Source organism: Roseateles sp. P5_E1 (assembly GCF_054049335.1).
The window spans coordinates 62,682-77,643 of sequence record NZ_JBFUMN010000017.1 but is presented as its reverse complement, the minus strand read 5'-3'; the positions used below and the strand labels follow the sequence as shown (position 1 = coordinate 77,643).

At 65.6% G+C, this 14,962-nt stretch carries 12 protein-coding genes; 7 read left to right on the top strand and 5 right to left on the bottom strand.

Annotated features, from left to right (window positions below; genetic code table 11):
* Position 1 precedes the first annotated feature (1 nt).
* The 5 genes from ACXJKJ_RS15590 to ACXJKJ_RS15570 all read right to left on the bottom strand — a co-directional run bounded on the left by ACXJKJ_RS15590 (position 2) and on the right by ACXJKJ_RS15570 (position 5,815).
* Positions 2 to 1,723: a M56 family metallopeptidase gene (locus ACXJKJ_RS15590; protein ID WP_457390856.1), complete on the bottom strand. Its 1,722-nt coding sequence runs from the start codon at positions 1,721 to 1,723 to the stop codon at positions 2 to 4.
* On the bottom strand, positions 1,720 to 2,109 hold the full coding sequence (locus ACXJKJ_RS15585; protein ID WP_457351673.1) for a BlaI/MecI/CopY family transcriptional regulator: 390 nt from the start codon (positions 2,107 to 2,109) through the stop codon (positions 1,720 to 1,722). Before ACXJKJ_RS15585 ends, ACXJKJ_RS15590 begins: the two co-directional genes overlap by 4 nt.
* Before the next feature lie 77 nt (positions 2,110 to 2,186).
* Positions 2,187 to 3,101 (bottom strand): RNase adapter RapZ, encoded by a 915-nt coding sequence (gene rapZ, locus ACXJKJ_RS15580; protein WP_457351671.1) that lies wholly within the window; start codon positions 3,099 to 3,101, stop codon positions 2,187 to 2,189.
* Positions 3,098 to 4,792 (bottom strand): DNA repair protein RecN, encoded by a 1,695-nt coding sequence (recN, locus tag ACXJKJ_RS15575; RefSeq protein ID WP_457390854.1) that lies wholly within the window; start codon positions 4,790 to 4,792, stop codon positions 3,098 to 3,100. The genes rapZ and recN overlap by 4 nt, the downstream gene beginning before the upstream one ends.
* Before the next feature lie 156 nt (positions 4,793 to 4,948).
* Positions 4,949 to 5,815 carry an NAD kinase gene (locus tag ACXJKJ_RS15570; RefSeq protein WP_457390852.1) on the bottom strand — a complete coding sequence of 289 codons (867 nt, stop codon included), beginning with the start codon at positions 5,813 to 5,815 and terminating at the stop codon, positions 4,949 to 4,951.
* Between the two features lie 67 nt (positions 5,816 to 5,882).
* Here ACXJKJ_RS15570 and hrcA point away from each other — a divergent pair, with 67 nt between their 5' ends.
* From hrcA to ACXJKJ_RS15535, 7 genes are all read left to right on the top strand, one after another.
* Entirely contained in the window at positions 5,883 to 6,890 is a 1,008-nt protein-coding gene (gene hrcA, locus ACXJKJ_RS15565) for a heat-inducible transcriptional repressor HrcA (RefSeq protein WP_457390850.1), read from the top strand.
* Positions 6,891 to 7,343: 453 nt separating this feature from the next.
* Complete coding sequence (locus tag ACXJKJ_RS15560) at positions 7,344 to 8,495, top strand: PDDEXK nuclease domain-containing protein (protein ID WP_457390848.1); 1,152 nt, start codon at positions 7,344 to 7,346, stop codon at positions 8,493 to 8,495.
* A 134-nt stretch (positions 8,496 to 8,629) separates the two neighbouring features.
* Positions 8,630 to 8,815 carry a hypothetical protein gene (locus ACXJKJ_RS15555; protein WP_457390847.1) on the top strand — a complete coding sequence of 62 codons (186 nt, stop codon included), beginning with the start codon at positions 8,630 to 8,632 and terminating at the stop codon, positions 8,813 to 8,815.
* Positions 8,805 to 9,248 (top strand): DUF6978 family protein, encoded by a 444-nt coding sequence (locus ACXJKJ_RS15550; RefSeq protein WP_457390846.1) that lies wholly within the window; start codon positions 8,805 to 8,807, stop codon positions 9,246 to 9,248. Before ACXJKJ_RS15555 ends, ACXJKJ_RS15550 begins: the two co-directional genes overlap by 11 nt.
* Complete coding sequence (locus tag ACXJKJ_RS15545) at positions 9,245 to 10,006, top strand: DUF1829 domain-containing protein (protein WP_457390845.1); 762 nt, start codon at positions 9,245 to 9,247, stop codon at positions 10,004 to 10,006. Before ACXJKJ_RS15550 ends, ACXJKJ_RS15545 begins: the two co-directional genes overlap by 4 nt.
* 6 nt (positions 10,007 to 10,012) lie before the next feature.
* Positions 10,013 to 12,553 (top strand): TOTE conflict system archaeo-eukaryotic primase domain-containing protein, encoded by a 2,541-nt coding sequence (locus ACXJKJ_RS15540; RefSeq protein ID WP_457390843.1) that lies wholly within the window; start codon positions 10,013 to 10,015, stop codon positions 12,551 to 12,553.
* A 766-nt stretch (positions 12,554 to 13,319) separates the two neighbouring features.
* Positions 13,320 to 14,873: a Fic family protein gene (locus tag ACXJKJ_RS15535; RefSeq protein ID WP_457390841.1), complete on the top strand. Its 1,554-nt coding sequence runs from the start codon at positions 13,320 to 13,322 to the stop codon at positions 14,871 to 14,873.
* Positions 14,874 to 14,962 lie beyond the last annotated feature (89 nt).

Below are 14,962 nucleotides of genomic sequence, written 5' to 3'. Positions count from 1 at the left end.
GTCAGAAAGCCTGGCGGGCCAGCGACTTGCGGATCAGCGCTGCATCGCGCAGGCGATTGGCCGAGCCGTCGGCGTCCAGCAGCACCACGGTCACCGGGCGCTTGCCGTTCAGGATGCGCATGGCCAGGCAGCGGCCTGCTTCCTCGGTATAGCCGGTCTTGGAGACGCGGATGTTCCAGCCCTTGGCGCCGACCAGCCGGTTGGTGTTGCGCACGTCGCGCTGGCGGCCGTCGACCGGCACCTTGGCCTTCTTGACGCTGGTGATGCGCTCGATCTCGCCGTAGCGCGCCGCCGCTGCCGTGATGGCCGCCATCTCGGTGGCGGTCGAGGTATTGGCCGGCGACAGGCCGGTCGGGTCGGTGATGGCCGTGCGCTTCAGGCCGAGCGCGCGGATCTTGGCCTGCATGGCCTTCTCGAAGCCGGCCTCCCCGCCGGGAAAGGTGCGCGCCAGCGCCGCGGCGGCGCGGTTCTCGGACTCCATCAGCGCCAGCTCCAGCGCGGCCTGCCGGCTCATCTGCGTGCCGACGCGAACCCGCGAGCGGCTGTGCTTGAGCGTGTCGACGTCGTCGCTGGTGATGCGCAGCTTCTCGTTCGGGTCCAGCTTGGCGTCGAGCACGACCATGGCCGTCAGCAGCTTGGTCAGCGAGGCGATCGGCACGACGGTGTCGGCGTCGCGAGCCATCAGCACCTTGCCGGTGGCGTCGTCGATGACGACGACGTGCTTGGCATTGACGGGCAGGCGCAGTTGTTGAACCGGCGGCGCCTCGGCCTCGATGGCCACGGGGCTGGGCGGCGGCTCGACCGGCTCACGGCCCTTGGCTTGCACGACGAAGCTGGTCGCGGCGATCAGCAGGGCCGGCAGGGCCAGCTTCCAGCCCGTGGCCTGGGGGCGCGGCGCGAGCAGGCGCTCGATGCGGGCAAGCAGGTCGCCGCCACGAGCGGCGAGCGCGGGAGAGGGGGTCATATCGGAGCAATCCATTTCAGAAAGGGCGTGCAGGGCCAGGGCCAGGCGGCGTGAATCACCGAGCAGCTCGGCCGAGATCTCGTCGGCCACCAGCTCGCGCTCATGACGCATGCGAGCCGACAGCCACCAGACGACGGGGTGAAAGAAGAGCAGGGCCTCGACGGCGCTCTGCAGCAGGTTGGCCGCGTAGTCCCAGCGCCGCACATGAGCCAGCTCGTGGGCCAGCAGGGCTTCGATCAGGTCCACCGGCAGGCGGGTCAGCAGGGCGGCGGGCAGCAGCACACAGGGCCTGAACATGCCCAGTGCGATGGGGCCGGCCAAGTCGGGCAGCAGGCGCAGCGGGACGGGTCGCTTGAGGCCCAGGCGTCGAGCGAGAGCGTCCAGCCGCGCCTGCCATTCGGCCGGTGCCGGCGTGCTGCGCCGCCGCGCGCGGCCGACCCAGGCCAGGCCCAGGGCCAGCCGCGCCAGCATCAGCGCCGTGCCCAGGGCCCAGGCACTGACCAGGGCCGGCATCTGCTCAGCAAGCGGCGGCAGCTCGCCGATGAACTCGGTGTCGGCCGGTGCGAGATCCAGGCACTGTGCCAGCGGCAGGCCCAGGCAAAGCCCCAGGCCGGCCGCACAGACGGCATAGCGCCAGCGTGCCGATGCGCCGCGCATCAGCGCCAGCAGCAAGGCCACGGCGGCGCCGACGACGACGCCCTGCCAGACGAAGTTCACGAGGGCCCAGCCCCAGGCAATCATGGCGATGTCCAGGCTCATCTGGCTTCATCTCCCTTTCCAGCCAGCAACTGGCGGATCTCCGCGCGCTCCTTGGCGCTGACGTGGTTCTTCAGGGCCGCCAGCACCAGGGCCTTGCCAGAGCCGGCAAAGGCCTTGCTGATGAAGTCCTTCATCAGGGACTGCTGCAGCTTGTCCTGGGCATGCACGGGGGCGTAGAGCTGCGGGCGCTGGCTCTCGTCGCGGGTCAGCAGGCCCTTGCCGTGCATCACCTGCAGCTGGCGCAGCACGGTGGCATAGGTGGCGTCGGGCCGCTCGGGCAGCAGGGCCTCGTGCACGGCCTTGGCATCGGCGGGGCCCAGGCGCCAGAGCACGCGCAGCAGGTCCAGCTCGGCCGCCGTTGGCTTGGAGGAAGGGGTTCGACTCATGGGTTCAGAATAAACGTTCTAGAACGTGATGTCTAGAACATTTGTTCTGAACTTCCCACCAGGCCGAGCGAGGGGCTCTACCTTGCGTCCAGCTCGCGGTGGCGCTTCAGCACATGGCCGTGGTGGCTGAACTGGCGCGCCAGCATCTCGACGAGATACACGGAGCGGTGCTGGCCACCGGTACAGCCAATGGCCACGGTCAGGTAGCTGCGCTGGTCGGCCGCGAAGTTGGGCAGCCAACGCGACAGGAAGCCGGCGATCTGGCCCATCATCAGCCCGACCTCGGGCTGGGCTGCGAGATAGGCCGCCACCGGTGCGTCGCGGCCGTTGAGCGGGCGCAGCTCCCGGTCGTAATAGGGGTTGGGCAGCACGCGCACGTCGAAGACGAAGTCCGCGTCGCTGGGCACGCCATGCTTGAAGGCGAAGCTCTCGAAAACCAGGGTGAGCTTGGCGCCGACGTGCGGGCCGACCAGATCACCGAGCCAGGCACGCAACTGCGCCGGGCGCAGCTGGCTGGTATCGATGACGGTGGACTCGGCCTTGAGCCCGCCGAGCAGTTCGCGCTCCAGCTTGATGGCGTCCAGCAACAGGCGGTGGCTGTCATCGGCCGCGCCTTCCAGCGCGCCGAAGCCGGTGTCGCGGTCCTCGCGCAGCGGGTGAGGCCGGCGTGTCTCGGAGAAGCGCCGCATCAGCGCCTCGTTGTTGGCGTCCAGGAAGATGGAGCGCACCGGCACGCCGGTGGCTCGCAGGTCCTTGAGCAGCGGCAGCATCAGCGGCAGCGAACTCGCCGAGCGCACGTCCACCGCGATGGCGACACGGCGTTCACCGCGTTGCTGCTCCAGGCGCAGGAAGTCCAGCAGCAGCTCCGCGGGCAGGTTGTCCACGCAGAAATAGCCGGCGTCTTCCAGGGCATGCATGGCCACCGACTTGCCGCCGCCGGACATGCCGGTCAGCAGCACGACGTCGCCGTGCAGATCCGTGTCCATGCTCATGACCGGGCCTTGCGCGGCTTGGTCGCCGTGGACGCGTCCAGCATCTCCTGCGCATGCGCCAGGCTGGTGGACGACAGGCGCTCGCCGCCCAACATGCGGGCGATCTCGGCCACGCGGGCTTCGCCGGCCACGGGGCTGACGGAGCTGACGGTGCTCGTGCCTTGCAAGGCCTTGGCGACGACGAGATGCCGGTCTGCGCACGCGGCCACCTGGGGCAGGTGGGTGACGGCCAGCACCTGGCGCTGGCCGGTTGCCGAGTGGCCGAGCTGCTTCATCAGCCGGCCCACGGTCTCGGCGACGGCGCCACCGATGCCGACGTCGATCTCGTCAAAGATCAGCGTGCCGGGCGCGTTGTCGGTTGCAGCCTGGCTGGCCGTCACCGCAATGGCCAGCGCGATGCGCGACAGCTCGCCGCCCGAGGCCACCTTGGCGAGCGGCCGCGGCGTGCTGCCGGCATGGCCGGCGACCAGGAATTCGGCGGATTCGACGCCAAAGCTCTGCGGGCCGTCGGTGGGGTTCAAGGCGATGTCGAACTGGCCGCCCGCCATGCCGAGCTGCTGCATCGCCGCCGTGACGGCGGACGCAAGCTGGGGCGCCGCCTTCTTGCGCGCACGGCTGGCGGCCTGCGCCTCGACGTCGAAGGCCTGGCGCGCGGCGGCGAGGGCCGCCTCGAGGAGCGTGGGGTCGCTGGCGGCGTCGAGGGCCGCGAGCTCCGCGCGCCATTGCGCGAGCAGGGCCGGCAGCTCGTGAGGCTGGCGGCGGTAGCGGCGCGCCAGCGTCATCCAGGCCGACACGCGCTCGTCCAGCTCGGCCAGGCGGTTCGGGTCGAGATCGGCCTTGTGCAGATAGGCCGACAGCGTGTGGCTGGCGTCCTGCAGCTGGGCCTGCACGTCGCGCAGGGCCTGCACGGCGGGCAGCAGGCGGGCGTCGTGGTCGAGCACGCGTTCGAGCTGGTCCAGCGCGCCGCCGGCGAGGGACTGGGCGCTGGGCTCGGCCTCGTCCAGCGCATCCAGCGCCGACTTGGCCGCGTCGATGAGGGACTGGCCGTGCGACAGGCGCCCGTGCTCGGCGTTCAGCTCCTCCCACTCGTCCTCGGCCGGCGCCAGGCCGTCCAGCTCGCCGATCTGCCAGGCCAGCCGCTCGCGCTCGCGCAGTGCGTCGGCCTGCTGGCCCTGGGCCTTTTGCAGCGCCTCGGCGGCTTGCTTCCATGCGGCGTGGGCGCGGCCCAGCGGCACAGTGTCCAGCCCCGCGAAGCCATCCAACAGCTCGCGCACGGCGGCGGGGCGGGTCAGGCCCTGCCAGGCATGCTGGCCGTGGATGTCGAGCAGATGGTCGGCCAGTTCGCGCAGCTGCGTCAGCGTGGCGGCGCCGCCGTTGATCCAGGCGCGGCTTTTTCCCGCGGCGTCGATGACGCGGCGCAGCAGCAGCGTGTCGTCGGTGTCGAAGCCGGCTTCGTCCAGCCAGGCGCGCAGATGCGCCGGCGTGTCGAACTCGGCGGTGATCTCGGCCTTGGCCGCACCCTCGCGCACCACGCCGGCGTCACCGCGGCCGCCCAGCGCCAACTGCAGCGCGTCGATGAGGATGGACTTGCCCGCGCCGGTTTCGCCGGTCAGCACGGCGAAGCCGGGCTCGAAGTCGAGCTCCAGCGCAGGGACGATGACGAAATCCTTTAAAGACAGGTGGCGCAGCATCTCAGTGGTCGCGGTGTTTCGGGCCGAGCGCCGGGCCGCTCCCTAGCCGGCCCGCCATGGCGGTGTGCTTGCCGGCCGATCCGGCAAGCATCGCCGTCCCCTCGGGGGACCGGCTGAGCTGCCCGCGTCCAGCGGGGCGAGATCGGACGAGGGGCTTCATACATACCAACGCAGTTTGCGTCGCAGAGTCGCGTAATAGCTCCAGCCCTTGGGGTGGAGGAAGCGGACTTGGTGCTGGCTGCGCCGCACGGTGATGGTGTCGCCGTGCAGCAGGCTGGCGAGGCTTTGCATGTCGAAATTCACCGACGCATCGCGGCCGGCGACGATCTCCAGGCGCACCTCGCCCAGGTCAGGCAGCACGATGGGCCGGTTGGACAGCGTGTGGGGCGCGATCGGCACGATCAGCCAGCCGGCGATGCTGGGGTGCAGGATGGGCCCGCCGGCCGACAGCGCATAGGCCGTGGAACCGGTAGGCGAGGCGACGATGAGGCCGTCGGCGCGCATGTTGGCGACGAACTGCTCGCCCACCTCGATCTTCAGCTCCACCATGCCGGAGCTGCCGCCGCGGCTCACGACCACGTCATTGAGTGCCAGGCCGGAGAAGATGGACTCGCCGTCGCGCCAGACCGCGCCTTCCAGCATCGCCCGGGGTTCGACTTCATAGTCGCCCGCCAGCACCGGCGCCAATGACTCGCGCCAGCGTTCGATGGGAATGTCCGTGATGAAGCCCAGCCGCCCCTGGTTGATGCCCACCAGCGGAATGCCGTGGCGAGCCATGTCCCGCGCGAAGCCGAGCATCGTGCCGTCACCGCCGATGACCACAGCCAGGTCGCATTGCCGGCCCAGCTCGTCGTTGGACAGCGCGTCGTAGTCCGACAGGCCGGTGTTGAGCGCGGTGTCCGCTTCCAGCGAGACATCCAGGCCCTGGCTGCACAAAAATTGGGCAATCTCCTCCAGCACCGGCCCGATGCCAGGCGCTTGATGCTTGCCCACGATGGCGACATGTCTGAAGCGCTCGGCCATGCGGCAAATTACACCACAGGGGGTTTGCACATCCCGGGCAGAACAGCGCTGTCCATAGAATGCGGGCATGCTCGACGAGCGATCTAAATCCCTGCTGAAAACCCTGGTCGAACGCTATATCGCGGACGGGCAGCCGGTCGGCTCGCGCACGCTGTCCAAAGCCTCGGGCCTGGAACTCAGCCCGGCGACCATCCGCAATGTGATGGCCGACCTCGAAGAACTCGGCCTCATCGCCAGCCCCCACACCAGCGCCGGCCGCATCCCCACGGCGCGTGGCTACCGCCTCTTCGTCGACACCATGCTGACGGCCCAGCCCGGCCTCATTGGCGTGGATGCCGCCCGGCTGCAGCCCGACCAGCCCCAGCGCGTCATCGCCAGCGCGGCGCTGATGCTGTCCAACTTGTCGAGCTTCGTGGGCGTGGTCACTTCGCCGAAGAAGGCCAGCGTCTTCCACCACATCGAGTTTCTGCGCCTGGGCGAGCGCCGCGTGCTCGTCATCCTCGTTGCACCCGATGGCGACGTGCAGAACCGCGTCATCTTCACCGCACAGGACCTCAGCCAGTCCGAGCTCGCCGAAGCCAGCAACCGCCTGAATGCCAGCTACGCCGGCCTCACGCTCGAAGCCGTGCGCGAACGCCTGCGCCATGAGGTGGATGAGCTGCGCGGCGAGATCGCCGGGCTGATGAGCGCGGCCGTGCAGGTCGGCACCGAAGCCATGGTGCAGGAGCAGGAGCAGGTCGTCGTCTCCGGCGAGCGCAACCTGCTGGCCGTGCAGGACTTCAGCCACGACATGGGCAGCCTGCGCCGCCTCTTCGACCTCTTCGAGCAGAAGACGCAACTGATGCGCCTGTTGGACACGTCGAGCCGCGCCGAGGGCGTGCGCATCTACATCGGCGGCGAAAGCCAGGTCGTGCCCTACGAGGAACTGTCCATCGTCAGCGCGCCCTACGAGGTCGACGGCCAGGTCGTCGGCACGCTCGGCGTCATCGGCCCGACGCGCATGGCCTACGACCGCATGATCCAGATCGTCGACATCACGTCGCGGATGGTGGGGCAGGCGCTCAGCCAACGCTGACTAGAATCTGCGCCTTCTCTCCGGGGCATTTGCTCAGTCAGCGGCGGCCGGGAGCGAAATAGAAGTTGTTGTATCAGTGGGCCGTTAGCTCAGTTGGTCAGAGCAGAGGACTCATAGCGAAAGTTGTGCACCGGGTGGCGAAAGCGCCTGCGTGAATGGCGTCAAATTCGGCGAACCCTGACGGCCGCAAGGCACAAGGCAACGCCGAGCCAAGCCCCGCGAGGGGAAGGTGTAGAGACTAGACGGCGCCCGCCTACAGGCCTTCACGGTCCATGGCGAAGGCATAGTCCAGGGAGTCCAGAAATGGGCACAAACCGGAATCCTTTGGTCGCAGGTTCAAGCCCTGCACGGCCTACCACTAGACAATAGCCTGGGAGGGCGCATGAGCAGCGGCTGGGACCTGACTCATGAGGTTCCGATCGAGTTTGACGCGCTGGTGAACGAGGTGCATGCATGAGCGGACTCCTTCCCGGCAGCGACGATGCGGGGCCCAGCTACAACGGCATCCACGGCGACATCGTCGCTCTTCTGGAGGCCGCCCGTCATGCCGCCGCACGCAGCGTCAATGCGCTGATGACGGCCAGCTACTGGGAGATCGGCCGACGCATCGTCGAATTCGAGCAGGGTGGGCGGGGCCGAGCTGCTTACGGCGACGCATTGATCAAGCGCTTGTCTGAAGACCTGACTGCCCGCTTTGGGCGCGGCTTCAGCCGCCAGAACCTCTGGCAAATGCGCGCTTTCTACCTTGCCTGGCCTGCCGAGCAGATTTTGCAGACACTGTCTGCGAAATCCTCTAGCCTGCAGATTCTCCAGACAGTGTCTGGAGAATCGATGGGCCTACCTGCACTGGCCCAAGCCTTCCCGCTGCCCTGGTCGGCCTATGTGCGCCTGCTGTCCGTCAAGTCCGAAGCCGCGCGCGCCTTCTACGAAACCGAGGCCCTGCGTTGTGGCTGGAGCGTGCGTCAGCTCGACCGTCAGGTCAACAGCCAGTTCTATGAGCGCATCGCCCTGTCGCACAACAAGGCGGCCATGCTGCGCAAGGCTGAAGCTGCCGAGGCCGGCGATGTCATCACTCCTGAGCAGGCGCTCAAGGACCCCTTCGTCCTGGAATTCCTCAACCTCAAGGACGAGTACTCGGAATCAGACCTAGAAGACGCGCTTATCCAGCACCTGGCCGACTTCCTGCTTGAGCTGGGCGACGACTTCGCCTTCGTGGGCCGGCAGCGGCGCCTCCGGCTGGACGACGCCTGGTTCCGTGTCGATCTGCTGTTCTTCCACCGCCGGCTGCACTGTCTGCTTGTCATCGACCTGAAGATCGGTAGATTCAGCCATGCCGACGCGGGCCAGATGCACATGTACCTGAACTACGCCCGCGAACACTGGATGAAGCCCGGCGAGAACCCGCCCGTGGGCCTGGTGCTGTGCGCCAGCAAGGGGAGCAACGAGGCGCACTATGCCCTGGAGGGCCTGCCCAACAAGGTGATGGCCGCCGAGTACCAGACCGTACTGCCGGACGCCAGGCTGCTGGAAGCGGAGCTGGACAAGACGCGGCGGGAACTGGAGGGGCGGGGTGTCAGCCGGGGTGATGTGGAGGCCGGCGAATGAGGGCTTGGACCATGACAACACAGGGTGGCGTTGCGCCCATCATCCGCAGAGCGGTAGACATCCGGCCTGACCGCTCCTATCCCTAATTGGGCATTCGCTCCTTCGGCAACCGCACACTGAGACTGGAGAAGCTTATGACTCTCGAAGTGCCATTGCCGTCCTTGCCTGTTCAGCAAGCATTCAATCAGCTCCATGCCCAGGTCACCACCACCCTGAAGGCCAAGCGCACTGCCATTCGCCAGGAGAACGCGATATTGCTGCCCGATACGCTTGAGCGACTGTTTAACACATCGACACAGGGCGCGAGCCATGGCCAATGACGCCCTCGCGCAGTCAGATGCGGAAGCGCTGCTGAAGATGGAGAAGGTGCCAGCACTGCAGGGCGCCTTCCAATTTCCCGACCTTGGTGGTCGCATCGAAGTGCCCTTGATCTCGCGTGATGAGCGAGAGCAATTCTCCTTGGATATCAACCGCAAGCGCATAGCTCTCACCACGGGCTATCAGGCGCGTGGAAGGCAGGTCGTCGTGCTGGCCCGGCTCGACTTTGCCGCACCGCATCGCAACCCGGATGGCACTGAGGTGGGCGTGCCTCACCTGCACGTTTACCGAGAAGGCTATGGCGACAAGTGGGCCGTGGAGGTTCCGGTCGGAATGCTCAGCCAGCCCGACGATGCGTGGCAGGTTCTCCAGGACTTCATGACCTACTGCGGAGTCGTCGAGCGGCCCAATATCGTGCGAGGGCTGTTCTCATGAAAGCAACGGACGACCTGATCCGTAGCTACTACGACTGGCTGAAGGCCAAGACGGCCTGGCGAGAAGTCAATGGCTGGGTGGAGATCACCACGCCGTACCTGGATCGTCACAACGACTACATCCAAATCTACCTTCGTCAGCAGGGGCAAGAGTGGATGCTGACCGATGACGGCTACACACTCGCCGACCTGGCGCAGTCAGGCTGCGAAATTGACACCCCGCGCCGCAAGGCACTGCTGGCTGCCACGCTGAACGGCTTCGGTGTGCAGCAAAACGCTGATGCGCTTGAAATCAAGGCCACGGAGGACAACTTCCCACTTCGCAAACATAGCCTGGTGCAGGCGATCCTGGCCGTGAACGACCTGTTCTACGTGGCCCGCGCCAACGTCGAGAGCTTCTTCTTTGAAGACGTGGCCTTGTGGCTGGACGACGCCGATGTGCGCTACACGCCTCGGGCGAACTTCGTCGGCCACAGCCGATACAACCACCAATTCGACTTCGTCGTGCCCAAGTCCAGGCGCGCACCTGAACGAATCCTGCGTGTCATCAACAACCCCAACAAGGACAACGCCCAAAGTGCGGCCTTTGCGTGGGTCGATACCAAGGATGTCCGTCCGGCGGATTCCCTGGCCTTCGCAGTTCTGAATGATCGAGACCATAAGGTGAGCGAGGCCGTCCAGGACGCCCTGCGCAGTTACGACATCACGCCGATAGCTTGGAGCAAGCGAGAAGAGTTCAGGGAGCGCTTGGCAGCGTAAGGCTCGATGAGCAAGCCAGCTGGAAAGTCTTCGCTGTCATGGGCCGATGCCAAGGTCGAGCTGACTGAGCCCGCGGACCTCCATGCGCTGCAAGCCGAGAACGTGCGGCTCGTAGCGCTGCTGGAGTCGCACGGCATTGCGTGGCACGCGTCGCCCACAGCCGCGCCGCAACCGATGCTGACTGCTCCGGTGCCTGCGCCTGCGCCAGAAACCCCGAAGGCTATTCTGTCCACGGCTGAGAAGGTGGCGCTGTTCAGGCGCCTCTTCAGGGGCCGCACCGACGTCTATCCAGTCCGCTGGGAGGGCAAGACCTCGGGCAAGTCGGGCTACGCACCGGCTTGCGCCAATGAGTGGCGGGCCGGGGTCTGTGAGAAGCCCCGCATCAAGTGCGGCGACTGTGGGTACCGGCTGCCGGTGCCGCTGTCGGACGCTGTGATCTACGACCACCTGGCAGGCAAGCAGACCGTGGGCGTCTACCCGCTGCTGGAGGACGATACCTGCTACTTTCTGGCCGTCGATTTCGACGAGGCAGATTGGCAGCACGACGCCCAGGCGTTCATGCTGTCATGCGACGAGTTGGGCGTGCCGGCCGCGCTGGAGATTTCACGTTCGGGGCAGGGCGCGCATGCATGGGTTTTTTTCGCCGGCCGTGTGTCGGCGCGCGATGCCCGGCGCCTCGGTACAGCCATCATCAGCCACACCTGTGCGCGCACCCGGCAGCTCAGGCTAGCGTCTTACGACCGCTTGTTTCCCAACCAGGACTCGATGCCCAAAGGCGGCTTTGGCAACCTGATCGCGCTGCCTCTGCAGAAGCACCCACGCGAGCGCGGCTGCAGCGTCTTCGTGGATGCCGCGCTGCGGCCGCACACCGACCAGTGGGCGTTTCTCGCTGGGATCCAGCCTATGGCGCCGCACGACATCGAGCCGACTGTTCTGCGCGCCACCGGTGGCGTTCATCCGCTGGACGTGACCTTCATCGACGACGAGGACCTGGCAACGCCCTGGAAGCGCCAGGCCACCAAGACAGGCAAGCTGGCCGGCACCATGCCTCGGGCCTTGACCGTGACGCTGGCCAACCTGGTCTACTTCGAGAAGAGCGCGTTGCCCCAGGCCTTGGCCAACCGCCTGATTCGCTTGGCGGCCTTCCAGAACCCCGAGTTCTACAAGGCGCAGGCCATGCGCATGTCGGTGTGGGACAAGCCGCGCGTCATCGGCAACGCCGAGAACTACCCGCAGCACATCGCCTTGCCGAGGGGCTGCCTGGACGCAGCACGCGCTTTGCTGAAGGACAACGGCATCCATTGCGACCTGCGGGACGAGCGATTCCCAGGCGAGCCTATCCAAGCCGACTTCGTCGGCACCTTGCGACCCGACCAGGAACTGGCCGTGGCCACCATGCTGCAGCACGATGCCGGCGTGCTGTGCGCGCCCACCGCCTTCGGCAAGACGGTGACGGCAGCGGCCATCGTCGCCAGGCGCGGCGTCAACACATTGGTGCTGGTTCATCGCACCGAGTTGCTGAAGCAGTGGCAGGAACGCTTGCAGGCCTTCCTGCGCGTCGGGAAAGGCGTGATCGGCGCCATTGGCGGCGGCAAGGCCAAGCCCACCGGCCATATCGACATCGCCGTGATGCAGTCGCTGTCCCGCCAGGGCGAGGTCAATGCACTGGTCGAGAACTATGGGCAGATCGTGGTGGACGAGTGCCACCATGTCGGCGCCACCTCGTTCGACGCCATCCTCAAGCAGACGAAAGCCAGGTTCGTTCTGGGTCTGACTGCCACGCCGATCCGCCGCGATGGCCAGCAGCCCGTCATCTTCATGCAGTGCGGGCCGATCCGGCATACGGCTGCAAGGCCTGCCAGTGCGCCTCACGACTTGGAGGTGGTGCCGCGATCACGCTTTGCGCGCATCGACTTGGCCGCGACAGCAGGCATCCAAGACGTGTTCCGCCACTTGGCCAATGACCTGGCCCGCACGCAGGCCATCGCCGCAGAAGCCGCAACGGCGTTTGAGCAAGGCCGCAAGGTGCTCGTGCTGACCGAGCGCACCGAACATCTCGACGCAATCCTCGTGGCCCTGAACGCGCAGGTGCCGCCGCCGTTCGTGTTGCATGGGCGAATGTCGAAGAAGCAGCGCGCCACCCTCGTTGCCGCGTTGGATGCGCTGCCACCTGACGCGCCGCGCATCCTGCTGGCCACAGGGAAACTTGTCGGCGAAGGCTTCGACCATCCGCCGCTGGACACCTTGGTGCTGGCGATGCCGGTTTCCTGGAAAGGCACGTTGCAGCAGTACGCAGGGCGCCTGCACCGCGAGCACGCCAGCAAGTCAGACGTGCGGATCATCGACTTCGTCGATACCGGCCATCCAGCGCTGCTGCGGATGTGGGACAAGCGGCAGCGGGGCTATCGCGCGATGGGGTACCGCATGGGCGTCGAGAGCGGCGGTGATCAGGGCGACTTCATCGATGCCCGAGCCCCAAGTACCGAGAGCTTCGGTACACCTGCGGTACATCCATCAGCTCTTGGCGCTTTCGCTCAAATCCGCTAAGTTACTGTCACCAAAGTACTTTCAGCTCTTCCAGGCTACGCAGGGCTTCGGTACACTTCCTTAGGTACGCACTGTGCCGCGCAAACTCATAATCCTTTGGTCATTGGTTCAAGTCCAATACGGCCTACCAACAAAATCAATAGGTTAGCTTCAACATCTGGCCTGCTGTAGGTAGGTGGTGTCAACGAAGTGTCAACGCCTGGCTGTTGAGGGTGCAGCAGGGCGGCTGTCCCTCAATCTCGCCGATCGGACGTCGGTCGGATTTCCGCTGCAGGCTGGTCGAGGCATTCGATAGTGAATGGTCGAACGACGGCGACTCCAACAAGCAGTCAGTGGGCCCATGCGGAAATGTGTGGCTGGTAGTCACCCGGAATCGGCGTCTAGCAACAGGCTGACGTCGCGGCACCAACGAGCACCAGGGTGGGTGGCCATCAATGACCGCTGCCGATCCCCACCATCGGCCCACATGCAGCCATGCTCGCGTCACGCCAGCGGCTGATCAGTGCGGCTTGGACGCGAACTTGCGACACCAAGCGGACATCCTTTACGCCAATCCCCTTCCGAATACGGCTTGTATTTGCAACTCTATTCGCAATCGACCTGGTTTGTTTCTACGCTTTAAAATCAAAGGCTTACATAAACTTCTACGGCCTAGACGGGAATTGCCTTAGCAGCTTTAACGTGTAATAATTCAACGCATAAAACGTGTAATGCCACAGCGGCTTTTACGCTAGTTGCCACAGCACCTCGGACGTGCCGCACCCACATGGCCAGTCCTAACGTCAAACTCGCGACATCGCTTCAGAAGCTCCACGACCTTCAAAAGCAAGGCCGCGTTGTCGTTCGCACCGCTGATCTGTCGCGGACACACCTTGAGCGCTTGGTCGAGAGTGGGCGTCTTCGTCCGATCATCCGCGGCTGGTACATGCCCTCCCGGCCCGAGGAAGACCTTGGCGACACAACAACCTGGTTCGCCTCAATGCGGCACTTCGTTCGCGGCTACTGCGACGAACGCTTCGGCAGCGATTGGCACATCAACGCCGAACTCAGCCTGAAACTGCACACAGGCTCGAGCACGCTTCCGCGTCAGATCCAGGTGAACGCGCTCAAGGGCACCAATAACGCACTAACCTTGCCAGCAGGGACGTCCGTGTTTGACCTGCGCGTCAAGGAGATGCCTCCAGCAGACCAACTCGGCGAGGCCCAGGGCCTGCGCGCTTTGTCGCTGGAGGCTGCCCTTGTGCGAGCTACGCCGAATGTCTGGCAGGCTGATGCGCTCACCATGCAACTCGCGCTCGGCATGCTGAAGGACACCTCCGCCCTCAATCGAATCCTTCTCGACGGCAACCACACGACCATCGCCGGGCGCATCGCCGGCGCTCTCCGCGCCGTTGACCGCGCGGAGCTGGCTGACGGAGTGCTCAAGACAATGAGGTCAGCCGGCCATAGCATCGTCGAGCAAAACCCATTCGACGTGCCGGTCCAGTCTGCTCGAACACTTCCGGAGTCACCGTACTGCGCGCGAATCAAGGCCATGTGGGAGCTGATGCGGGAGCAGGTCATGAAGGCCTGGACAACCCCCGTGCGCACGCAAGGCACGCCGCAGGAATACCTGGACGAAGCTGAGGTGCGATACCTGGCCGACGCCTATCACTCGCTGTCCATCGAAGGCTACCAAGTCACTCCGGAGATGATCGACCGTGTGCGCAAGGGCACCTGGGGCTCGGGCGATACGGAACGCGATCGCCAAGAACGTAACGCGATGGCTGCCAAAGGCTACTTCGAAGCGCACAAGGCTGTGCGCGCGAGCCTGCTGCGGGTGCTGGAAGGCCAGAACCCGGGAGCACGCCTACGAGGTGACCTTCAAGACTGGTACTTGGCACTCTGGTCCCCATCCGTCCAGGTCGGGCTGGTAAAGCCTTCAGAACTCGCGGGTTGGCGCGGCTCGCAGGTGTTCATCAAGAACGCCAGACACACGCCGCTTCCACCTGAGGCTGTTCGCGATGCGATGCCGCTGCTATTCGACCTGCTCGAAGCCGAAACCGAGCCCTGCGTGCGAGCAGTGCTCGGGCACTTCGTCTTCGTGTTCATCCATCCTTACATGGACGGCAATGGACGGCTGGCTCGGTTCATCATGAACCTCATGCTGGCCACCGGCGGATGGCCGTGGACAGTCGTCACTTTGGATATCCGCGACGAATACATGCGAGCGCTTGATGCCGCGTCGTCGGACCAGGACATCAAGCCATTTACCAGGCTGCTGAGCAGCTTGGTGCAAGCCCAGTTGATCGAAGGGCCGAAGCGGCCTGCCTCCAGCTAGCCTGTCTTCGACCATAGCTCCGCCTGCTTACTGCATGCTGTGTCGTGCTCCAGGCTATTCAGGCTCAGCGGCACCAGCCAAAGTGTCAG

Coding starts and splice junctions, on each gene's coding strand:
- ACXJKJ_RS15535 (WP_457390841.1), top strand. CDS start 13,320: ATGGCCAGTCCTAACGTCAAACTCGCGACATCGCTTCAGAAGCTCCAC.
- rapZ (WP_457351671.1), bottom strand. CDS start 3,101: ATGAGCATGGACACGGATCTGCACGGCGACGTCGTGCTGCTGACCGGC.
- ACXJKJ_RS15570 (WP_457390852.1), bottom strand. CDS start 5,815: ATGGCCGAGCGCTTCAGACATGTCGCCATCGTGGGCAAGCATCAAGCG.
- ACXJKJ_RS15545 (WP_457390845.1), top strand. CDS start 9,245: ATGAAAGCAACGGACGACCTGATCCGTAGCTACTACGACTGGCTGAAG.
- hrcA (WP_457390850.1), top strand. CDS start 5,883: ATGCTCGACGAGCGATCTAAATCCCTGCTGAAAACCCTGGTCGAACGC.
- ACXJKJ_RS15560 (WP_457390848.1), top strand. CDS start 7,344: ATGAGCGGACTCCTTCCCGGCAGCGACGATGCGGGGCCCAGCTACAAC.
- recN (WP_457390854.1), bottom strand. CDS start 4,792: ATGCTGCGCCACCTGTCTTTAAAGGATTTCGTCATCGTCCCTGCGCTG.
- ACXJKJ_RS15540 (WP_457390843.1), top strand. CDS start 10,013: ATGAGCAAGCCAGCTGGAAAGTCTTCGCTGTCATGGGCCGATGCCAAG.
- ACXJKJ_RS15590 (WP_457390856.1), bottom strand. CDS start 1,723: ATGAGCCTGGACATCGCCATGATTGCCTGGGGCTGGGCCCTCGTGAAC.
- ACXJKJ_RS15585 (WP_457351673.1), bottom strand. CDS start 2,109: ATGAGTCGAACCCCTTCCTCCAAGCCAACGGCGGCCGAGCTGGACCTG.
- ACXJKJ_RS15555 (WP_457390847.1), top strand. CDS start 8,630: ATGACTCTCGAAGTGCCATTGCCGTCCTTGCCTGTTCAGCAAGCATTC.
- ACXJKJ_RS15550 (WP_457390846.1), top strand. CDS start 8,805: ATGGCCAATGACGCCCTCGCGCAGTCAGATGCGGAAGCGCTGCTGAAG.